Source organism: Desulfitibacter alkalitolerans DSM 16504 (genome assembly GCF_000620305.1).
In the GTDB taxonomy this organism is placed as follows: Bacteria; Bacillota; DSM-16504; order Desulfitibacterales; family Desulfitibacteraceae; genus Desulfitibacter; species Desulfitibacter alkalitolerans.
Genome location: NZ_JHVU01000018.1, coordinates 206,240 through 228,998, shown reverse-complemented (window position 1 = coordinate 228,998; position 22,759 = coordinate 206,240). Strand labels below are relative to the sequence as shown.

Below are 22,759 nucleotides of genomic sequence, written 5' to 3'. Positions count from 1 at the left end.
ATTTAATTTTACTTGGGCACCTTATCCCAATCCTCAAGAAACCTTTTGATGCCTATATCTGTTAATGGATGATTGATCATTTGAACAATTACTTGATAGGGAATTGTGGCAATGTCTGCACCCAGCAGTGCTGCTTCCTTGGCATGAATTGGGTTACGAATACTTGCTGCAATTACCTCAGCATTAATGCCATGTTGGGCAAAAATCTGCACTATCTCTGAGATTAGCTCCATACCATTATGACTTACATCATCCAGCCTGCCTACAAAGGGGCTTACATATGCAGCACCCGCCCTGGCAGCCAGCAATGCTTGATTTGCACTAAAAATAAGGGTCACATTAGTTTTTATACCCTCACTGCTGAGAATTTTTACGGCCTTTAGGCCCTCGGCACACATGGGTATTTTAATTACTATATTGTTGTGAATTTTAACCAGCTCTCTTGCTTCCTTCACCATGCCTTCAGACAGTGTACTGATAACCTCTGCACTTATAGGTCCATCTACAATTTTACATATTTCATTAACTACCTCTTCAAAATTTCTGCCTTCCTTGGCAATTAGTGATGGATTTGTTGTAACACCACTAATTATTCCAAGGTCATTGGCTTCCTTTATTTCCTGGATGTTGGCCGTATCTATAAATATTTTCACAAAAATCCCTCCAAAATTTATTAAATTAATCAAGGTATTATAGCAAAATAAGACAACGGAAGTACCCGTGTCTTATTTGAAATTTGTAATTTATGCTTTACCGCTGCTTCCAAAGAGGCGAATCTTTTCCCTTATTACTTCCTTCATGGCGTCCCTGGCCGGTCCCAGAATCTTTCTTGGATCTATTTCCTTGGGCTTTTCTTCCAGGACCTGTCTTGATTTTTTAACAAAGGCTTCTCGTAGATTAGTATCTATGTTAACCTTTCTAACACCCAGGCTGATTGCCTGCTTAATTGCTTCATCCGGTACCCCTGAAGAGCCATGTAAAACTATTGGGGTATCTATTAATGAAGTAATCTTTTTTAGTCTCTCAAAGTCAAGCTTTGGCTCCCCCTTATAAATTCCATGGGCAGTACCAATTGCCACAGCAAGGGCATCCACTCCGGTAGCTTCTACAAACTCCCTGGCCTCCTGCGGGTCGGTAAAGGCAGCTTCTTTTTCGTCAACTGTAATATCGTCCTCTGTTCCACCTATTTTTCCAAGCTCAGCCTCAACACTAACGCCAATAGCTCTTGCAACCTCAATAACCTTTTTGGTCAGCATTATGTTTTCCGGCAAGGGATAAGCCGAACCGTCAATCATGACAGAAGTGAAGCCATGTCTGATACATTTTACAACCTGGTCAAAGCTTGTTCCATGGTCCAGATGTAAAGCTACAGGCACTCTAGTTTGCTCAGCCGCAAGCTTGGTTAGAGCTGTTATATATTCTAAACCTGCATATTTTATTGCACCCTGGCTGGCTTGAACTATAACTGGCGAGTTCTCCTCCTCTGCAGCCTGGACTATTGCTTGAATTATTTCCATATTATTACAATTAAACGCTCCCACAGCATAATTGTCCTGTTCAGCTGCCTTTAGCAGCTCCTTAACAGTAACAAGTGGCATTTTAACCCCTCCATTTTATCTTATCTTCTCCAAGTGGAAACAAGGTGTGATTCCTCATTAATAATGTATTAAAAATTGTGGTTGTTATAGTCTTCCGTTTTGTTAAACAAGAAACCGTTCCTGGTTAGTTTTAATTCCCATGTTTTTTTAAGCAGGTGCAAATCTTCTTCTTTATCAGCCATTACCTTTCCGGAAGCTTTACATTTTTCACAGGTTAGCTGTATATATTCTGGATATATCTCAACTTCAATCTCATAATTACCACAAGTACAGTAAAGCTTACCCCTTTCAGCTATATCATAAACATGCTCTAGAACCTCGTACATTACTGACGAATTATTAAAAAACTCAGTAAATCCAAGCTTATCTGCCATCTCAGCTAAGGATTGGTCCTGCTTTTTAACCTTCTCCCTAACCTTTTCCCTGGAGCCTACATAGCCTACTTCTATTCCAGTTTCTTCACATACTAAGTCAAGGGGAGTCTCACCAGACCACAGCTTGCCTCTGGTAACCTTTAACAGGTGCCGTCCTTCACACATGGCACATATATATTGAAACCAAAAATCTTGTCTTTTCTTTGTAGTCAGTTTTATAATCTCATATCCACATGAGCACTTTAAAGCTACACCATTTGAACCACTAAAGGAAAACAGGGAAACTGAAATATATTCCATTTTTCCACATTCAGGACAACGTATGGCTACAACCGTAGTGGTAGGTATCATATTATATACCCTCCTTTCCTGTAAATAGTTCTAGTAAAAATCTTAAAATCCTGCACTATTTATGATAAGTACTTTTCCTCACTTTTGATGTTAAGCAATTGATGAAGTATTTTTATTGCATAATCGATATCAAAGGGCTTGCTCAGGACATAGTCCACATCTATATTAACATCTACTGTTTCCATGCCTGTCATAAGTACTATAAACCCTTTATACTCCATTTTTTTAAGCTGGCTAAAAACATACATGCCATCCTTTTTGGGCATTTTCAAGTCCAGAAACAGCACATCAGGGTGGCTGGTCTTAAGCAATTCTAAGGCTTCCTCCCCACTAGCTGCAGTATCTACCTCAAAACACTCAAGACTAAAAGCTTCTGAAAGCAGCATCCTTACCCCTAATTGGTCATCTACAATTAGAACAGACGGTTTCTTTTCTTTTTTCACTGATGGTACCTCCGTTAACTGTTTATACCCCACCCCAGCTATATAATTCTTCCATGTTTATAACGATTCCTTCTAGGTTCTTATATATTAAAAAAATTTTGATACACTGGGAGAAAAGCTGCCAGCACCAGCAAAGCAGTAAAAATCATCAGCAGGCCCATAACTAGAATTGGAGTTAGAGCTGCAAATAAGGATAACCCTGTTGATAGACCCTGTGTTGTTTTAATGGCAATCATCTGCAGGTAGAGTATCCAGATAAATGTAAAGATGACAATAAGCCAGTTTATGGCTCCAGGTAATCCCAGGAGATTAATTAATGTCTGCAGCACTTCAGAAAAAACACCTGGCAGCATGGCAAATCCATAGAGTGCAAACAGGCCTTTGGCATTATCCCTGCCACCAAGAAGGGAGGCCCATAGATTCAATGAACCGGAAATAACAAACCATGTTAATAGTACAAAAATTATTCCTAAAAACCCCATTACAATAAAAATATTGCCTAATAACTGCCCTGAAATCTGACCAAACTCTTCCACCATCAGGTTTTCAAATCCTGCTTTTTTTAAATGTGAAAGATTAAGAAGCCAGGTAAATATATAGATCACAATAACTGTAAGGACACTTTTAATAACGGGAGGCTTCCTGACCAATCTGGCAAAGGTTTCATTGGGTGAAGCTACTGTGCCGTAAAGAATTTCAACCAGGCTCAACCTATCCTCAGTTTCTTCACTGCCTAACCCAGGCTGAGGATTTCTAATCTCTAGAGCATCCTTGACCTCTGGAGCATCTGGCCCACTTTCTATTTGTTCCCCTAAAGGTATATTTTTAATCTCATCCTTTGTAATTTCTTCCCTGTTTTCTTTTTCTTCAGTCAAAACTATTTTCCCCCTAGTTTAGATTTCCCTGGTTTACAATAAAGGGCTGCCCTGGTTGTACAGATAAGCCCTTCCAGAGGTTTAAAAGGTTTTGGCTGCTGAATAAAAAATCTAAAGGCCCTGGCTTGTAATAGCTTTTTACCCTCGGCTCTTCCGGTATCCCAGCCATCCTGGCTGCTATATTAATTGCATCATAGTAGTTCCCCAGCTCATCAACCAGACCCAGCTCCTTTGCCTGGTTACCTGTATAGATTCTACCATCAGCCAATTCCTTTACCTTTTCCTGGGTCATATTTCTTCCCTCTGCAACGGTTTCAACAAACTGCCGGTAGATATCATCCACCATGGCCTGCAGGATCTCTCTTTCTTCTGGCCGCAGGGCTCTGTTGGAGGCCCCCATGTCCTTATATTCCCCACTTTTTATGTAGTTATATTCTATTCCCAGTTTTTCATATAATTCTTCGAAATTGGCCACCTGCATGTATACACCAAGACTTCCTGTAATAGTTCCAGGGTTTGCTACAATGACATCTGCAAGAGCTGCCAGGTAGTAGCCTGCAGATGCAGAAACATCTGCCATGGATGCTACAATGGGCTTGCCGGTTTCCTTTAAACGCATAATTTCTGCAGCAATTTCTTGAGAAGCCGGTACGCTCCCCCCTGGCGTGTTAAAACGCAGTACTACGGCACCTACTGCAGGATCACTGGCTGCCTTCCTTAAATGTTCCATCACTGTCATGGAGCCGGCAGTTGTTCCTGAAAGGAAATCGCTGCCTGAACGCCCACCCATTATGGGCCCTTCAATAAATACTACAGCTATCTGATTGCCACTTTCAGCGGGGCTTATCCCCTGCCCAGGGCTATCCACCAAAAGGGAGACTGCAAGAACAGCTATTAATATTGTGACTACAATTCCCACCAAAACACCTTTACGCATCACATTTCCCCTTTCTCCAAAAGGTTAATTTCTCTTTCAGCAAATATAATTTTATATGGCTGACCATCCTTTAAATATACCCTTGGAAGGTGCTGGGGTGTGTTGATTCTTCTCAGTGCCACAGAAACAATATCACCCTCTTTAATATTGCTGCCTGTAAAGTCAACCATTGTCAGCTGCATTCCAATCCTTCCAACGACAGGATAGGATTTTGTCTGAAACTGCACCCCCAGCGCCTGTGGACCTATACCGTAGTAGGCCAGCACTTCTTTTACAATAATTTTTATTAAATCTATGAAGCCCTTGGGCTTTATTTTTGGTGATACATTAAAGCCATCAGCGAAGCCCACCGGGACAATTCCAATGAGACTTTTTTCTCTGGTTATGTATTCACTTCCATAGCCAATGGGCCAATTGGCAGGAACATTTCTCAGGTTAATTATTTTAGCCTTTGCTGCCCAGGGGTCTATTATACCTTCAAGCTTGGCCCCCATGGGAACCTGTCCATAAAGGAGTGTGCCTACCCTAACCATATCCAGATGCATATGGGGAAAGTTTATAACCCCTGTGCTATTAACTATATGCCGGTTCGGAATGACTATTCCCTTAGATTGAAAAAGCTTGATTCCCTCTTTAAAAGCCGTAAACTGTTTTTCAGAAAAGTCTTTGTCAGCGCCGGCCCGGGCCAGATGGGTATATATGCCGTCAACATCTATATTTGGACAGGCTGCCAGCTCTTCTATGAAAGGTAGGATATCTGTCAGCCATAGACCTGTTCTTCCCATTCCTGTCTCCAGCTCTATATGTATTTTTACTTTATCCTGTCTGGCTGCTGCAGCCTGCTGCAGTTCTTGAAGCTGGGTAATACTGCTTATTGAAGGAATTAGGTTATAATCTAATGCCAATGACAGCTGCCCCGCTGCAAGGGGTGCAAACAAAACAACAGGGGAAGTAATTCCCCCATTTCTAAGATTTATTGCCTCTGACAGGTTGGTTACACCAAAGCAATCTACACCTGCTCCCTGGAAAATACGGGCAACCTCATTTTGTCCCAGGCCATAGGCATTTGCTTTTACCACTGCTAAAATTTTCGCGGTTCCTACTATTTGTCTTATCCTTTTAAGATTATTTAAAAGAGCATCTCCATCAACTTCTATCCATGCAGAAACCTCATCTGGAAGCTTATACTTGTACATTCTACTTACCCCTTAATCTTTTCTTTATTGTACTAAGTCTTTTAATATTCTTGCTGTAAAGTGGTTCCCCCACCAACCATAGTTTATAGTAAAAGGGGGAGAAAACTAAGTCATATTCTCCTATGAACTCTGTATAGTCTGCATTAAACCCCTTCTTAAACCGATAAAGTCCATAAATTGGGCTGTCCTCAGAAAGATTTCCAGGGACTCCCCTGAAATCATACAGGGTACACCCCCTGCTCTTTGCCCATTTGATCATGGTCCACTGGAGCAGGTAGTTGGGCATCTTGTTTCTGTGTTCATTGGCGGAGGCTCCATAAATGTACCATGCCTTGTCCCCCATGATAAAGGCCAGGGTTCCAGCAATTGGCTCTCCCTGATAGTATGCCATGAACAGCTTGGCCAGGTTGTTTTTCACCAGCTGCTCCCACATGATGTCAAAATACTCGTAAGAACGTATTAAGAACCTGTCACGCTCTGCTGTAACAACCAGTATTTTATAAAAGTCAGGCAGGTCTGCCTTTGTACAGTTTTCTTTGATTTCTACTTCCTTTTTATCTGCCAGGCGTATATTATAGCGTGTTTTCTGATGAAAGCTTGCCATGAGCTCTTCTTCAGATGGTTTTATATCTAACCTAAAGACAAATTTTGGCTGCAGTCCTTCAAAGTTTCCTCCCTTTTCAGCAGATACAAAGCCGGCCTTCTTTAAAAGTCCTCCAAAATCGTCATCTGTGGCTGGAATATCAGGATCAATTTTTAAAAAAATTACTTTTTCTTTAAGGGCAAGGCTTTTAACCTGCTCCATAAGGAAAAGGAAAAGGGAGTGGTTTTTTATATCCAATACGGGACCTCTAGGAGCATAGAAAATTCCCTTTTTGATTCCTGGTATATCTCTTTTTAACAGGCTTACTGCAGCTGCTATTTTTCCTTCCTCTTCTAAAACAAGTCTAAAAGGCTTCCATCCGGTAAGGGCCTTCACCTGACCCCACTCATAGGATTGAAGTATATGCCCTTTAGAACAATTAGCAATAAACTGGTTGAATATGTGTTTTTCATCTTCTTCAATTAATCTAGCTGTCCAGGCCACAGTTTTCCTCCTATATACATCCTTTTTCTTCTATATCTTGAAACTGCTGCATTTTTGCTGTTTTATTGTACTCTAATGCTGCCCCAATAAAATCCCTGAAAAGGGGATGAGGTCTATTAGGACGAGATTTAAATTCAGGATGGAACTGGGTAGCAACAAACCAGGGATGGTCCTTAATTTCAATTATTTCCACAAGCCTATCATCGGGAGAGGTTCCACTAAACACAAAGCCCCTGGACAAGAAATCCTGCTTGAAGGCATTATTAAACTCATAGCGGTGCCTATGTCTTTCATAAACCAGCTCATCTTGATAGGCTTTCCAGGCCCTGGTTCCCTCAAGGAGCTTGCAGGGATACAGCCCTAAACGCATTGTTCCGCCCTTGTCCTCTATTTCCTTTTGTTCAGGAAGAAGGTCAATTACAGGATGTGTGGTCTCAGGGACAAATTCAGAACTGTTGGCATGGGCATAACCAAGAACATTCCTTGCAAACTCAACTACTGAAAGCTGCATACCCAGGCAAATTCCTAGGAAGGGTATTCTATTTTCTCTTGCATATTTAATGGCATCTACCTTGCCTTCAACTGCCCTGTCACCAAATCCGCCAGGCACTAAAACCCCATCCACGCCTTCAAGTAGTTCATGAACATTGCCTGGATTCACGTCACCGGCGTATATCCATTCTATATCAACTTTTGTTAAATGGTAGATACCTGCATGGCAAAGGGCTTCTGCAACACTTAAATAGGCATCCTGCAGTTCCACGTATTTTCCTACTAGTGCTATTTTTACCCTATAATGAGGATTTTTAACCTTGTTGACAATTTCTGTCCACTCAGTTAGTTCCGTTGGCCCGCAATCTATGTTAAGTTTTTCAACTACAATGTCATCAAATCCCTGTTTTTCTAAAATCAGGGGCACCTCATATATTGTTTCAGCATCTGTTGCCTGGATAACTGCCTCAGGGGAAACGTCACAAAACAAGGCAATCTTGTCCTTGATTTCTTTACTCAAGGGTCTACGGGCACGGCAGACTATAACGTCTGGCTGAATTCCCAGACTCCTTAATTCCTTAACACTGTGCTGGGTTGGCTTGGTTTTGGCCTCACCGGCAGCCTCCAGGAAGGGAACAAGGGTTACATGGACATAAAGTACATTTTCCCTGCCAACATCACTTCTTATCTGGCGAATGGCTTCTAAAAAGGGCAGGGATTCAATATCTCCCACTGTACCGCCTATTTCAGTAATTACAACGTCAAAAGATCTCTCCCTGGCTACTCTTAGTATCCTGTCCTTGATCTCATTGGTTATGTGGGGTATTACCTGTACTGTCCCCCCCAGGTATTCCCCCTTTCGCTCCTTGTTAATAACTGTCCAATATATATCACCAGTTGTTACATTGCTGCTCTTGCTCAAGTTTATATCAACATATCTTTCATAATGACCCAGGTCCAAATCTGTTTCTCCACCATCATCAGTAACAAAAACCTCTCCATGCTGATAGGGACTCATGGTACCAGGGTCAATGTTGATATATGGGTCAAACTTTTGTAAAGCAACCTTCAAGCCTCTGCTTTTTAGTAATCTACCCAGGGATGATGCCGTTATGCCTTTACCCAAAGATGAAGTAACTCCACCGGTTACAAAAATATATTTTGTCATGATTTATCCTCCTACATTCTTTCAGGTGCTTTAATGCCAATGAGATGAAGCACATTTCTTAATGTTATTCTTACCGCATTTACCAGGGCAAGTCTTGCCTGCTCAAGTTCTTTATCATCATTTAAGACCCTGCACTGGGTATAGAAGCTGTGAAAGCTGCCTGCCAGCTCATGGGCATACTTTGTTAATCTATGGGGTTCTAATGCTTTGGCTGCCCCTACTATATTTTCTGGAAGCTCCACGATTTTACGTATTAAATCAAGCTCCGCTTCCTCAGTTAATAGACTGTAATCTATTTTATTGGCAGGCTTCAACTGGATCTTGCCCTCCTGGGCCTGCCTTAAAATACTGCAGATACGCGCATGGGCATATTGAACATAGTATACAGGGTTTTCCTGGGATTGGGACTTGGCAAGGTCAAGGTCAAAGTCAAGGTGGCTGTCAGCGCTTCTCATTACAAAAAAGTATCTGGCCGCATCTGCTCCAACCTCTTCAACAAGCTCCTGAAGGGTAATGTATTGGCCCGACCTCTTGGACATCCTGACAATTTCTCCACCCCTGAAGAGCCTTACAAGCTGCATTATAATTATATGGAGCTGGTCTGGATTGTAGCCTAAGGCTTCTATTGATCCCTTCATTCTATTTATATGCCCGTGGTGATCAGCACCCCAAACATTAATAACCCAATCAAATCCCCTTTCAAACTTGTTTTTGTGGTATGCAATGTCTGCAGCAAAGTAGGTTGGGATGCCATTTGACCGAACTAAAACCTCGTCCTTTTCATCTCCAAATCGGGTACTCTCAAACCAAAGGGCCCCATCCTTTTCATACACATATCCCTTATCCTTGAGCTCTGAAATGGTTTTTTCCAATTCACCTGAATCATGAAGTGACTGCTCACTAAACCAGACATCGTACTTAACACCAAAGCTTTCCAAAACCTCTCGTATGTGACTCAGCTTTTCATCTAAAGCAAACTCTATCAGTCTTTCCCTTCGTAAGTCCTCAGCGGTGTCTACATATTTTTTGCCATACTTTGCTATGAACTTGTCCACTGTGTCCTTAAGGTCTTCACCATGATACCCTTCCTCTGGGAAGGGAGCATTGATGCCATGCTTTTGTAGATAAATTGACTCAAGAGACTTGCCTAAATTCTCGATCTGGTTACCGGTGTCATTTATGTAGTATTCCTTGCTGACTTCATATCCTGCAGCCTTTAACAGGTTGGCAGTGGAATCGCCAAGGGCCGCACCCCTTGCATTTCCCATGTGCAGCAAGCCAGTGGGGTTGGCACTAACAAATTCAACCTGGACCTTCCTTCCCCTGCCATGGCTGCTTGTACCATACCTGGCATTCATTTCTGCTACAACAGGAAGAATCTGATGGAGCCAGCCGACGCTTAAATGGAAATTTATAAAGCCCGCCCCTGCTATTTCTACCCTTTCCACGTCACTATCTTTTAATTCCAGGCCTTCAACAATTATTTCTGCTATTTGCCTGGGTGCCTTTCTAGCTTCCTTTGCCATTAGCATTGCTATATTTGTTGCAAAGTCACCGTGGTTTTTTTCTCTAGGAACCTCAACTACGAAACCTGGAATAGTCTCATAATTAATTTTCCCTTCACTCTTGGCCTTTTCCAGGGCCCCTGTTAATGATTGGGAGATTTTTTCAACAAATTGTTCAATTAAATTCAAAAGAACACCTTCCTTCTATATAAATCAATAAGAGTAAAAGTAAACTAAAAATATTAATAGGTGTCCTGGTCACCTATTAACTAATTATTTTTCCTTACCTATTTTATCATATTTTCCTCTCTATTTTACCCCTTCAGGCAAAATTTACATAGAGTGAAGTCGAAAAATATCAAAAAAAATAAGACAGAGGAAGATTCCCCTGTCTTTTTTGTCTTAGTATGCGTTTATGGATTTAGGTAGGGTAGCAATCCACACTGACTTTTGATTACTGCCTGGAATGGGCTGCTCCAGAAGTACCTCATTTGAGTCCCTGGACCATTCAATAGAGGCGTTAGCCATCTGTCCGCCCATGGGTGTAATCTGGATCATATCAACATTTGCCTGGGCAGATCTCCAGATTAATATGTGGAACACACCTAGTGAGTCATTAAAGGCTATTTTCTGCCCATCAGATGACCATTTAATGGTTTTTCCTCCGCCTTTAGTTGTCAGGCGTCGGTCCCAACCGCTTCCATCTGTACTAGTTACCCATATTCCCTGTTCCTCACCTGTTATATTCACAGCAAGAAGCCTGCCGTCTGGTGACCATGTTGCTGCCATATTAGTTGCTTTTACTGTAGGAGTAACGCTTTTTGAAGTCTCCCCATTAACAGGTACTACAACTATTTCTCCTACCCTTGAGCCCTTGTCTTCCCAGGATTTAAAGTAAGCAATCTGGGTACCATCGGGAGACCAGGTTAGACCATCCTTCTTGTCTCCTGAGAAGGTAACTCTGCGAGAGTTTCCATCCATGTCAACTACCATTATATCAGTTCCACCAAATCTATCTGTTAAAAATGCAATTTCATTTCTGCTTGACCAAACTGGGCTATATGCCCATTTGGAGCCTTCACCCCTTGCACCTGTTTCTTCTGGAGTAAGATTTTGCTTATCCCCTCTGCCTTCAACCCAAATGGTACTTTTACCATTTACAGTCTGTGTATAGGAGATGTATTCTCTGTTAGGTGACCATCTGCCGGCAGCACTATAACTGCCCATGGTTTTTTTCCCTTCACCATTCACCTGGCTCTCATAAACCTGAACGCCGCTGCCGTCCCCTGTTAGATACAACAATGAGTTGCCACTAGAACTCCATGCTGCGCCAAGGACATTTTCTGATAAGGGAGTCAATGTGACCGTAGAGGTTGGATTAGCTGCTATAACAATGGGCTCTTTTGTCACAAAGGGGTCGTCTTTTTCAGTATTAGCTGCTATGACATGGGACGATTCCCTGCCTTCAGTACTATTGCCGCTGCCCTGGGGAGCTTCACCATTAGTACTTTTACTATTATTTGGTGCGGGACTATCTCCTGAAATTACAGCAGGGTCAGTTTCTGTTATTGTTTCACTCTCCTGTTTTGAACCTGCAGAACTATCTGTTACTTCCTTTTCATCAGGATTTCCTATTTGTTGTTCCTTTCCATAATGCTCTGCTATCAAAACGTCTGCTGCCTTGGGTGTAATAACAACGAAAAATCCATCCTCAGCCTTTGGATCTATGGCTATGCTGGCCACCTGGCTTATACCGGTAATGGCAAGAAAGGCAAATGCCAGACCGGCAGCAATCCCAATCCAACGGCTGCCAAATCTAAAGGTCTTTTTGGATTCCTTTATATTCTCTACGTCTTCTTTAACAAACTCATTAGCGGCACTTTCTTCTTTAAAGAAATCAAGCTCAGCAAAGGCTTGCGCTTGACCTGCATCTGATTTTGAAGGAAGGTTTGCCATAACTCTCTCGGCAAAACCCCGGGGAGGCTTTACGTGCTTTACCGTTTTTTCTAATAAGCTATGAAGATTTCTTGCACGTTCCATGTCAAGCTGGCAGGCATCACATGCAGCCATATGACTATATAGGTTACGCTCTTCATATGTAGACAGTTCTCCATCTAGATATGTGTATATCATCTGCCTATTTTCTTGACACTTCATAAAACTCCCCTCCTTCCATAACTTTATTTAATCTTTTCTGAAGTAATATCTTACCCCTGTATAATCGTGTTTCTATTGTTGTTACCGGCAGGTCCAATATTTCTCCAATTGATTTATATGACAAATCCTCAAGGTATTTTAGAACCAATGGCACCCTGTACTTTTCAGGCAGCTCAGCTATTGCCTGCTGAACCAGCCTCTGGGTTTCCCTGGAGGTTGAATACTCCTCTGGGTGGGTATCCCTGTTAGGTATTAAAGGTGAAAAGTCAATGACCTTATCCAGAGAGATTTCCTGGTGCTTGTTCCTTTGACTCCGCAAATGGCTGTAGATTACATTATTTGCCACCTTATACATCCAGGGGAAAAAAGGCCTGCCAGGGTCATACTTTTCCAGCACAAGATAGATCTTGCTAAAAGCCTCCTGGGCCAGATCCTGTGCATCCTCAAGGTTATTGGTCAACCTGTATGCAAGACTGTATATTTGTTTTTCATAACGCCTTATAAGCTCACAAAAGGCATTTTTATCTCCCTGCAGCGTCTTGCTGACAAGAAATTCATCGGCTAACCTCTCCACTCATTCACTTCCCCTTAACCCCTTATTGGGCTCACGTATAATCAAAATTCTTCATTTGCTATATACTACTAATTTTTCAAGGTAAAACTTGCACCTTTTTTACAATTTTATAATTTTTTTTACAAGTCAGGCATTGTATATTTTGGACCATGTTATTTATTTTGCCTTTTCAATTAATTGGTGAAGTTTGTCTCCATCTATGTCCGGGCTTCCAGCATTAATACGTGGCAGTGCCATGGGATTGGCTGCTGTACTAACTAAACCAGGTACAATGGTAAATATATAATCCAGGCCTATGTCCTTTGAAATCTCATCCACTTTTTGATTTTTTCTTCCATAGGGAGCAGAGAAAAAATCTATGTAAACATCTAGCCCCTGCTCCAGCAATTCCTTGGATTTTTTCAAATCCTCATATACCCTGGTTGTATATTCCTCTTCCGTCTCAACACGCTTCTCGTCTGCTAAATACCCACGTGCTGCCAAAGCGGCATCCTTTTTTCCCTTTTCATCAATCTCATGATAAAAGTGGCTGTCATAGGTATGGGACTGAAAGTACATGCCATTTCCAATCATCTCCTGCATTTGTGACCAGTCAAGCTTGGGTATTTGTCCTTCTTTAGCACTAATATGCTTTACAATCATGAACATGGTTGCACTCATTTCCCTTTCCTTTAATAAGGGATAGGCATATTGATAAAAGCTTTCATAGCCATCGTCAAAGGTTATTAAAACTGCATTTGAGGGCACCTCCATTTCACCCTTTAAAAAGCTTCTAAAGTGGTCCAAGCTTATTACGTTATATCCTTTATATAGCAGGGTGTCTAAATGCTCTTCAAATCTGGCAGGTGTTATGGTAGCTCCACCTTCGTGATGATCAATATGGTGGTACATGAGTACAGCCACTTTTCCCTTATAATACTCTCCTGTGTCTCTCTTTGTTTCCCCACAACCTGATAAAAATACAAATACTATTACTGCTGCGGCAATTGTCACTATAATTGTTTTATTCATTTTTTCCCCCATCTGCCATTAACTAAAAAAGTACATAAAATGTACATATTATTGTAGTATAATCATAACAAATTTTCAGCCTAAAAAAAGAAAGTTTTTATGAAAAATAAAGGAAATTAATTGATTATGCCAATAAAAACAGATACTATTTATTAACAAACCTTTTTATTCATAATAAAATACATGGAGTCAGGAGCACTTCGGCATTCAGAAGTCCAGAATTGGAATCTGTTCTTAAGCGTCTGTTGACTTTTTGGAGGAAAAATATATGACATTAAATAGAGAACAAGTTCACAGCATTAAGCAGCTGGAAAACTATTTTAGCAAGGCAACCACCCCCAGAGAAAAATGGCGGACCGGCTTGGAGTGTGAAATTTTTGCTGTCAAGGGGGACACCCTAAATTCTGTACCCTATACGGGCAGCCACGGCATTGAGGGAATACTTACTGACCTTATTGAACAATGCAATTGGATGCCGGTACATGAAAATGAAAAGCTATTGGGCCTAAGAAAAGGCAGTTCTAATATCACTTTAGAGCCTGGAGGGCAAATAGAATTAAGTGGAATCCCACAGGAAAAAACCCAGAGCTGTGTAGATGAGTATACTAAATTTTATCAGGATCTTCTCCATGTTTGTTCACCCAAAAACATCCTCTTGCTGCCCATGGGATACCAGCCGGTCAGCTCACTTGACAGCGTTGAATGGCTTCCCAAGAGCCGCTACAATATCATGTCCAGGTATTTTTTAGATAAGGGGAAGCTTGCCCATCACATGATGAAGCTTACCAGCAGTGTTCAGGTTAATATAGACTATGAAGATGAACGGGATTTTAGTGAGAAGTTTAGACTGAACAGTTATCTTGCCCCTGTGCTTCAGTCCATTTATTCCAATTCACCCTTTAAACAGGGTACATATAGTGATTATTTAGATTTTAGGGGATACATCTGGGAGCATACAGATAATGATAGATGCGGGATAGTCAGGGAAAGCTTTCAAGGGGATTTTTCCTTCATGGACTATGTGAAGGTTTTATTAGATATGCCAATAATACTTCTCCAGAAGGAAGGCAAATCTATTCCCATGCATGGGATAACCATGAGACAGTACATGGAAATAGAACCTGTCTATATGGATGATTTTGCAACCCATCTTTCTTTTGCTTTCTTTGAGACAAGACTTAAACAAAAATACATTGAGATTAGGGTAATAGATGCACAGCATCCCAGATTGCTTCCAAGCATCCCATCTATAATAAGGGGTCTGTTCTATCATAATGCAACACGCAGGAGCTTATTGGATTATTTTTCAAGGTGGTCTGCGGATGATATCCTTGACCTTCACTATAACTCACACAAAACTAGTCTGTCCACAAGCCTTGGCCAGGGCAAGCTCCTGGATTTATGCCAGGAGGTATTTCAAGCTGGAAAGGCCGGCTTAAAAGGGCTGGTAAAGGAAGGTATACTGGCAGAGGAAGCTGATCTGGAAAATATCCAACCAGTTGAAGAGCTTTTAATGGAAAGGAAAAAATGTCCTGCTGAGGTCTTATTGGATTTATGGGAAAAAAAGGGCAGGGATTTGCTTAAGATCAAGGATGAAATAACTATTCAGGGGGATTAGTTCATGCCAATTATTTATCGGGATGAGTATTTAAGGAAAAATTTTCTAAATCATATATTAGCCATTAGTAATGAAAAACCTGACTTTTACAGTGAAAATAAAGACTTGTATTTCTCCTGCCTTGAAAAAAGCTCGGCCAAAATCAATGACGCTGTTATTAAGAGTTTTTTTCATCCATATATTTTATCAACTTCGGAGTTTAATTGGATTAAAGAAAAGACGGAAACTCTTTGGAGTATCCTGGAGAAAACTGCAAGGCTCCTGCTTACAGATAAAGAGGTTAGAGCTTTTTTTGATTTTCCAGCAGAACTGGATGAGCTTTTACAGATTGACCCAAAATATCCAATTAACATTCCCATAACCCGCTTTGATGCCTTCTATGATGGAAGCAGTTCTCTTCATTTTTGTGAGTTTAATACTGATGGAACAAGTGGTATGAACGAAACAAATACCATGGAGGAATGCTTTTTAAATACTGAAATGGGAGGGCATCTGTTGAAAAAGTACTCACTTATGCAGTGTGAATTGAGAAAGGCCCTTCTTAATTCTCTCCTCGAAGCCTATAGTTCATTTGACGGTTCAAACAAACCGACTATTGCAATAGTGGATTTCATGGACAGGGCAACAATTGCCGAGTTTGAGGCCTTAAGAGATGCTTTTATGAAGGAAGGCTATGATACAATAATATGCGATATTAGAAGCCTGTGTTTTAGAAGGAATAAGCTCTGGTGTGGTGAAAAAAGAATTGATTTGGTATACAGGAGAGCAGTTACATCGGACATTCTAGAAAGATATGATGAAGTACAGGAGTTTATTGAGGCATACAAAAATAATGCCTTCTGTATGGTTGGCTCATTTAGGTCAGAAGCGGCACACAGCAAACTCGTATTTACATTCTTAACCTCTGAGACAGCAAAAAAATTCTTTTCCCATGAGGAAATGGAGTTTTTAAAAACCCATCTACCAAAAACCAGAAGGCTTTTATCAAATGACAGGACTTTTCATACTGAGCTTCTTTCTAAAAGGGAGGTCTACCTTGTTAAACCTCATAATTCCTATGGAAGCCAGGGCTTATACATGGGCAAGGACTGTTCTTTGGAAGAATGGCAGGCCATCATTGAAAGCAATGTGGATATAAATTATATTGCCCAGGAATTAATACAGGTTCCTGAGGAGGAATTTGTCACATCCCAGGGAGCCGTTGAAAAACTCAAGATCAACCTCAGCCCCTATCTTTTTAATGGTAAGCTTAAGGGCTTTTATACCCGTGTTTCAACTATTGATATAATAACCACATCACGTGGTGGAGCACTTATTCCCACCCTGGTCCAGCAGGAAACAAGAGGTATAAAGTAAGAGGCATGAGCAAGTCCTGCCAATTCCCAAAATTTTTCAGATATTTTTTGCTGCTGAGCTGACTAAAAATCTAGCAGGATGATTTTTCCTGCTAGATTTTTTATATCTATACACCACGTCTATGTATAAGTATTTTTTATTGTTGCTATTTGAATTATTGATAATTTTTTGTTCCTCCCTACCCTTATTATGCAGGATATTTTAACTCTAATGTCTAATATCTACCATTAGTTATACTTATACCATTATTTCATATGATTATAGTAACCCTCTTCTGAATTATTCGTCATTACTTGCTTCTTTTTATTAATTCATTATGTGAAATGGGTTACATGCAGGAGGTGGTGGCCAAAAAAAATTCTAAAATAGTGCTGTTTAGTTGTCATGTTAGTAATTTTAGTAATTAATGTATATGGTTAAAACAAATTGGAGGTGTGATAAGTTGACTAGCCCTAAAAAGGATTATTCCTACTTGTGGAAATTTGAAGATTACTGGGCAATTTGGTTAGGTGTTATTATTTTACTGTTTGGTATGTTTATCTTTTTTGGTAATCCACCCGCAAATATGAACCAAATAATTGCCGAAAGCAATGCCACAATGAAGGCAGAGGCCGAAAAAGCACCCTTTAAAACAATTGCATGGCATCAGGCCAACGATGCAAAAACAAGTTTGAGAGGAAGTAACACAGATTTAGCAAAAAGCATTAATAAATATTTTACCCGTCCAGGAAGATGGAGTGATAATCCTTTACAATCTTTTTATAGGAGTCCCGCTGAAGCAAAGGCCATACGAGATGCTAACATAGCAAAGCACGAGGAGGCCAAGGCTGCCCTGGAAGCGGCCAAGGAAGCAGCAATAGCTGCAGAGGCAGCTGCGGCAGCAGCTAACTTCCAGGATGCAGCTTTAAACGCAGAGGCACAAACAAAAATTAGTGAGTGGCGTTCTGCCAGATCTGCAGAATCCAGTGCAAAGGGCAGAGCGGAAACCAAGCCATACAATCATTTAAATACAATAATACCCTTGATGATAATTCTAGGTCTGTATTTTGCTATAGGAACTCATTTTATGGGCCGTTCAGTAAAAGGATTTTTAATAGGCTTCCCAGCTGTCTTTATTGTAGCTACCCTATCCTTCTTCCTGGCAGCTCATGAGTTCTCAAATGCCTGGGGTTTAGAGTATGTGTTATGGGCCATTGTTATTGGCTTCCTTGTGAGTAACACAATTGGTACGCCAAAGTGGATTATGCCGGCGGTTCAAACTGAGTACTACATTAAAACGGGCCTTGTTCTGCTAGGTTCCACAATCTTAATGAACAAGATCCTTTTAATAGGTATACCTGGTATATTTGTAACCTGGTTTGTTACTCCCGTTGTTTTAATCACTACCTTCTGGTTTGGTCAAAAGGTTCTTAAAATGGAATCTAAAACCCTAAACATTACTATCTCAGCCGACATGTCAGTTAGTGGTGTGTCCGCGGCTATTGCAGCAGCTGCAGCTAGTAGGGCCAAGAAGGAAGAGTTAACCCTGGCTGTTGGTATCTCTATTCTCTTTACAGCTATTATGATGGTTGTTCTCCCAATGTTTATTAAATTCCTAGGATTACACCCAGTACTAGGTGGTGCATGGATTGGTGGAACAATTGACTCCACAGGTGCCGTTGTTGCTGCAGGTGAAATCCTTGGTTCTACTGCCAGGGACGTTGCAGCCACCATAAAAATGATCCAGAATATCTTAATTGGTTTAATGGCATTTTGTATAGCAGCTTACTGGTGCTTGAAGGTTGATACTTCAAGAAGAGATGAAGCCGATCTAAGCTTTAAGGGTGCACTACGTGAGATCTGGAATCGTTTTCCAAAGTTTGTTCTTGGTTTCATTGGAGCTTCCATTGTTTTCTCAATCGTCTATGCATCTATGGGCAATGAAAGTGCCAAGGTTTTGATTGATGATGGTATCAGCGGCTTTGTTGGCAGCCTTCAGCGCTGGTTATTTGCTTTAGCCTTTGCCAGTATAGGTTTATCAACTAACTTCCGTGAGCTTACCAAGTACTTCAAGGGTGGAAAGCCGGTTATCCTATATGTATGCGGTCAGTCCTTTAACATCATCTTAACATTAACAGTTGCATACATCATGTTCTTCGTAGTATTCCCAGGAATCACTGAGAGCTTGATGAAGTAATTCCTTAGTAGGATATAAGTTAGTAAGCTGGATAATCTGTTTTGCCATGGAGGGTTAGAATTGCATACGCTAAGCACAGCTTTATCAAAAAAACAAAGCAATAGATGGAGCAAGTTTAACAGGTTATCATTACTAATACTAGGTTTAGTATTACTATACTTCTTCGTTGCAGTGGGTCTGCCCTTTTTGTCCCAGCTTGTAGGGTTTTCAGAAGCCCATCAGGTTATAATTGATGAGAAAATCGAAGCTGGAGCATGGTTTTATATTTTCGTTGAACAAATGCGGGAAATTGAACCACGGGTAAGACATACATTGCAATATACCCCAGGAACGGATAAAAGTGATTAGTTAAAATTAAAAATCGCTCTTCTATATATAGGAGAGCGATTTTTTATACTATCAGGCCTGCTATAATTCCATGGAAAATCTTGTTGCTGTTGCACGAAAGATAATTAATATTTATACATGCATTAAATTTTCTTATAGATATGTTTTAAATTGACAATAACTGAAGTTAGAAATCATGCAGGAAATGTCATAACAATGTCTAATACATATCATAAACCTATTAAATATTGAAATTGTTATTATGCCATAAGAAAAGCTTATCTTAAAATTCGCCATGTCTTCTTTAATAAGTGAGCTTAATCTAATAATGCACTGTGGCCTAACACTATTTCAATTTTGTTAGTAATCTTACATTTTTTTAATGGATTTTTCGCGTTATCCGGGCTTAAAGCGCCACTTCTCTCCCACCCTTAAATCTATTGCGAGGGTAGTGGTAGTCAGCCATTTTGGATAAATATTTTAACTTATTAGGGAGGTGTTCATGAAAATTTAAACTTTTAATGAATGTGAATGTGCAAATAAGAACAAATCAAATTTCTACAACTTAGGAGGTATATTAGATGTCAAGCCCGAAAAAAGATTATTCTTTTTTGATTAAGCATGAAGATTACTGGGCAATTTGGTTGGGTGTCATTATTCTTATAGTAGGTATGTTTGTATTTTTTGGTAATCCTCCGGCTAACATGAACCAAATAATTGCCGAAAGCAACGCTACCATGCAGGCCGAGGCTGAAAAAGCACCCTTTAAAACAGTTGCCTGGCATCAAGCCAATGATGCCAAAACAAGCTTAAGAGGCAGCAACACACCTTTAGCTAGAGATATTAATAAATATTTTACCCGTCCAGGAAGATGGAGCGATAATCCTTTACAATCTTTTTTTAGAAGTCCTGCAGAGGCACAGGCTATAAGAGATGCTAACATTGCAAAGCATGAAGAAGCCAAGGCTTCCCTGGAAGCAGCCAAGGAAGCAGCTATAGCTGCAGAAGCAGCGGCAGCAGCAGCTAATTTCCAAGATACTGCTTTAAATGCTGAGGCACAAACAAAAATTAGTGAGTGGCGTTCTGCCAGATCTGCAGAATCCAGTGCAAAGGGCAGAGCGGAAACTAAACCATACAACCACTTAACTACAATGATTCCCTTAATGATATTCTTGGCACTTTTCTTTGCAATTGGAACTCGTTTTATGGGCCGTTCAGCAACACAGTTTTTAGTTGCTTTTCCAGCTGTTTTCGTTGTAGCAACCCTATCCTTCTTCCTGGCAGCCCATGAGTTCTCAAATGCCTGGGGTCTGGAGTATGTGTTATGGGCCATAGTTCTTGGCTTCCTTGTAAGTAACACAGTTGGTACACCAAAGTGGATTATGCCGGCAGTACAAACAGAGTATTATATTAAGACAGGCCTTGTTCTGTTAGGCTCTACAATCTTAATGAACAAAATTCTTCTAATAGGTATCCCCGGAATATTTGTAACCTGGTTTGTTACTCCAGTTGTTTTAATCACTACCTTCTGGTTTGGCCAAAAGGTTCTTAAAATCGAATCTAAGACCTTAAACATTACTGTATCAGCAGACATGTCAGTTAGTGGTGTGTCAGCGGCTATTGCAGCAGCTGCAGCTAGTAGGGCCAAGAAGGAAGAGTTAACCCTGGCTGTTGGTATCTCTATTCTATTTACAGCTGTCATGATGGTTGTTCTCCCAATGGTTATAAAGTTCTTAGGTCTACACCCAGTACTAGGTGGTGCATGGATTGGTGGAACAATTGACTCCACAGGTGCCGTTGTTGCTGCAGGTGAAATTCTTGGATCTACTGCCAGGGACGTTGCAGCCACCATTAAAATGATCCAGAATATCTTAATCGGTTTAATGGCATTTGGTATAGCAGCTTACTGGTGTCTAAAGGTTGATACTTCAAGAAAAGATGAAGCCGATCTAAGCTTTAAGGGTGCACTACGTGAGATTTGGAATCGTTTTCCAAAGTTCGTTCTTGGTTTCATTGGAGCTTCCATCGTTTTCTCAATCATCTATGCATCTATGGGCAATGAAAGTGCCAAAGTTCTGATTGATGATGGTATCAGCGGCTTCGTTGGCAACCTTCAGCGTTGGTTATTTGCTTTAGCCTTTGCCAGTATAGGTTTATCAACTAACTTCCGTGAGCTTACCAAGTACTTCAAGGGTGGAAAGCCTGTTATCCTATATGTATGTGGTCAGAGCTTCAACATCTTGTTGACATTAACCGTAGCATACATCATGTTCTTCGTGGTATTCCCAGGAATTACTGAGAGCTTGATGAGATAATCAAAATATGCTAAATTAATATAGTACAAGGTAGTAAGCTAGATAATCTGTTTTGCCATGGGGGTAATAAAATGCATGCACTAAGCAGGGCTTTATCAAAAAAACAAAGCAATAAATGGAGCAAGGTTAACAGGTTATCATTACTAATACTAGGTTTAGTATTACTATACTTCTTCGTTGCAGTGGGTCTGCCCTTTTTGTCCCAGCTTGCAGGGTTTTCAGAGGCTCATCAGGTTATAATTGATGAGAAAATCGAAGCTGGAGCCTGGTTTTATATTTTCGTTGAACAAATGCGGGAAATTGAACCACGGGTAAGACATACACTGCAATATACCCCAGGAACGGATAAAAGTGATTAGACTAAGGCAGTTAAAGTAAAGTAATTAGGTTATGTAGAAACTCTCCTAGATATGCCTAGGAGAGTTTTCTGTTTTAGATGTTTGATATATATTTGATATATAATAAATAATGTATATAATGTAACCAGTAGATCATTTGAAATGGAGGTTGCAGCATGGCTGGTAAAGGCGTTACCATTACAGATCCAAAGTATAACAGCATTCTATCTTATGAAAGGAAAACCTCATGGGAGGTGACTTCCCAGGTAGTTGAAAAGCCCGAAATATCTGTATGGATGATTCTTATACCTATAGTTTTTGTTCCCTATATGCAGCGGTATTCCAAATACAAGGAAACCTCAAGGGCATTTAGCGAAGGCTATCTCTATACCAAAAAAATCGCACTAGACATAGCTTATAAAATATATACTAAAGAAATGACTAAGGAGGCTGCAGCTTTAGAGGTTGAAAGAATTGTTAAAAACAAACCTAACCCTGATGCCAGGGTTCTGAACATCTTTGAAAAGCAAATCAAGGAAATCAAACTCCTTTGTGAGCATTACCTGGCACTATTAACATCTGATGGTAATAATTATGGGCAGCTGGTAGTAAATTACTACAAATCCTATGATAAATTTGTTGAGTTTTTAAATGAGCTGGGCGAGGCTGAAAAGGAAGTAAGCAGAGCAGCTACCCACACCTTCAAGGCTGATACTGAAGAGGTTCCCGAGATTATTGAAAGTATGGAGAAATGTCTAAACCAATACAGGTTAGAGGAAGCCAAGAAGCTATTTTGTTAAGGTCAACGCCTTTTCAAATTACCCCGTGGGATAGGCAATGATAAAGGCAAAGCAACCTCAA

At 40.5% G+C, this 22,759-nt stretch carries 20 protein-coding genes; 7 read left to right on the top strand and 13 right to left on the bottom strand.

What is annotated here, in order from left to right:
- Positions 1 to 8: 8 nt before the first annotated feature.
- From fsa to K364_RS0101070, 13 genes are all read right to left on the bottom strand, one after another.
- The gene (gene fsa / locus K364_RS0101130; protein ID WP_028306486.1) at positions 9 to 653 is read right to left on the bottom strand and encodes a fructose-6-phosphate aldolase; all 645 of its coding nucleotides are present in this window, start codon (positions 651 to 653) and stop codon (positions 9 to 11) included.
- A gap of 90 nt (positions 654 to 743) precedes the next feature.
- Positions 744 to 1,598, bottom strand: a complete 855-nt coding sequence (locus tag K364_RS0101125) for a class II fructose-1,6-bisphosphate aldolase (RefSeq protein ID WP_028306485.1) — start codon at positions 1,596 to 1,598, stop codon at positions 744 to 746.
- 68 nt (positions 1,599 to 1,666) lie between these two features.
- Complete coding sequence (locus tag K364_RS22420; RefSeq protein WP_051533723.1) at positions 1,667 to 2,323, bottom strand: hypothetical protein; 657 nt, start codon at positions 2,321 to 2,323, stop codon at positions 1,667 to 1,669.
- 59 nt (positions 2,324 to 2,382) lie between these two features.
- Positions 2,383 to 2,766, bottom strand: coding sequence for a response regulator (locus K364_RS22415; protein WP_051533722.1), 384 nt, complete (start codon positions 2,764 to 2,766; stop codon positions 2,383 to 2,385).
- Between the two features lie 80 nt (positions 2,767 to 2,846).
- On the bottom strand, positions 2,847 to 3,641 hold the full coding sequence (locus tag K364_RS0101110; RefSeq protein WP_028306484.1) for a Yip1 family protein: 795 nt from the start codon (positions 3,639 to 3,641) through the stop codon (positions 2,847 to 2,849).
- A gap of 13 nt (positions 3,642 to 3,654) precedes the next feature.
- Entirely contained in the window at positions 3,655 to 4,578 is a 924-nt protein-coding gene (sppA, locus tag K364_RS0101105; protein WP_028306483.1) for a signal peptide peptidase SppA, read from the bottom strand.
- Positions 4,578 to 5,774, bottom strand: a complete 1,197-nt coding sequence (gene alr / locus K364_RS0101100; protein WP_028306482.1) for an alanine racemase — start codon at positions 5,772 to 5,774, stop codon at positions 4,578 to 4,580. Before alr ends, sppA begins: the two co-directional genes overlap by 1 nt.
- Before the next feature lies 1 nt (position 5,775).
- Complete coding sequence (locus K364_RS0101095; RefSeq protein WP_028306481.1) at positions 5,776 to 6,861, bottom strand: lipid II:glycine glycyltransferase FemX; 1,086 nt, start codon at positions 6,859 to 6,861, stop codon at positions 5,776 to 5,778.
- A 10-nt stretch (positions 6,862 to 6,871) separates the two neighbouring features.
- Entirely contained in the window at positions 6,872 to 8,521 is a 1,650-nt protein-coding gene (pyrG, locus tag K364_RS22410; RefSeq protein WP_051533721.1) for a CTP synthase, read from the bottom strand.
- Positions 8,522 to 8,532: 11 nt separating this feature from the next.
- On the bottom strand, positions 8,533 to 10,215 hold the full coding sequence (gene argS / locus K364_RS0101085) for an arginine--tRNA ligase (protein ID WP_028306480.1): 1,683 nt from the start codon (positions 10,213 to 10,215) through the stop codon (positions 8,533 to 8,535).
- Positions 10,216 to 10,428: 213 nt separating this feature from the next.
- Positions 10,429 to 12,183: a zf-HC2 domain-containing protein gene (locus K364_RS0101080; protein ID WP_028306479.1), complete on the bottom strand. Its 1,755-nt coding sequence runs from the start codon at positions 12,181 to 12,183 to the stop codon at positions 10,429 to 10,431.
- On the bottom strand, positions 12,164 to 12,757 hold the full coding sequence (locus K364_RS22405) for a sigma-70 family RNA polymerase sigma factor (RefSeq protein ID WP_051533720.1): 594 nt from the start codon (positions 12,755 to 12,757) through the stop codon (positions 12,164 to 12,166). The genes K364_RS0101080 and K364_RS22405 overlap by 20 nt, the downstream gene beginning before the upstream one ends.
- 156 nt (positions 12,758 to 12,913) lie before the next feature.
- The gene (locus tag K364_RS0101070) at positions 12,914 to 13,768 is read right to left on the bottom strand and encodes a polysaccharide deacetylase family protein (RefSeq protein ID WP_051533719.1); all 855 of its coding nucleotides are present in this window, start codon (positions 13,766 to 13,768) and stop codon (positions 12,914 to 12,916) included.
- Positions 13,769 to 14,036: 268 nt separating this feature from the next.
- Between K364_RS0101070 and K364_RS0101065 the strand changes: the two genes are divergently transcribed.
- The 7 genes from K364_RS0101065 to K364_RS0101035 all read left to right on the top strand — a co-directional run bounded on the left by K364_RS0101065 (position 14,037) and on the right by K364_RS0101035 (position 22,698).
- Positions 14,037 to 15,386 (top strand): glutamate--cysteine ligase, encoded by a 1,350-nt coding sequence (locus K364_RS0101065; protein ID WP_028306477.1) that lies wholly within the window; start codon positions 14,037 to 14,039, stop codon positions 15,384 to 15,386.
- A 3-nt stretch (positions 15,387 to 15,389) separates the two neighbouring features.
- Positions 15,390 to 16,742 (top strand): glutathionylspermidine synthase family protein, encoded by a 1,353-nt coding sequence (locus tag K364_RS0101060; protein WP_028306476.1) that lies wholly within the window; start codon positions 15,390 to 15,392, stop codon positions 16,740 to 16,742.
- Between the two features lie 412 nt (positions 16,743 to 17,154).
- On the top strand, positions 17,155 to 18,918 hold the full coding sequence (locus tag K364_RS0101055; protein WP_051533718.1) for a YeiH family protein: 1,764 nt from the start codon (positions 17,155 to 17,157) through the stop codon (positions 18,916 to 18,918).
- Positions 18,919 to 18,978: 60 nt separating this feature from the next.
- Positions 18,979 to 19,266, top strand: a complete 288-nt coding sequence (locus K364_RS0101050) for a hypothetical protein (protein ID WP_028306474.1) — start codon at positions 18,979 to 18,981, stop codon at positions 19,264 to 19,266.
- Positions 19,267 to 19,826: 560 nt separating this feature from the next.
- On the top strand, positions 19,827 to 21,560 hold the full coding sequence (locus tag K364_RS0101045; protein ID WP_028306473.1) for a YeiH family protein: 1,734 nt from the start codon (positions 19,827 to 19,829) through the stop codon (positions 21,558 to 21,560).
- Positions 21,561 to 21,631: 71 nt separating this feature from the next.
- The gene (locus tag K364_RS0101040; RefSeq protein ID WP_028306472.1) at positions 21,632 to 21,919 is read left to right on the top strand and encodes a hypothetical protein; all 288 of its coding nucleotides are present in this window, start codon (positions 21,632 to 21,634) and stop codon (positions 21,917 to 21,919) included.
- 155 nt (positions 21,920 to 22,074) lie between these two features.
- Positions 22,075 to 22,698, top strand: a complete 624-nt coding sequence (locus tag K364_RS0101035) for an NF038143 family protein (protein WP_028306471.1) — start codon at positions 22,075 to 22,077, stop codon at positions 22,696 to 22,698.
- Positions 22,699 to 22,759: the final 61 nt, after the last annotated feature.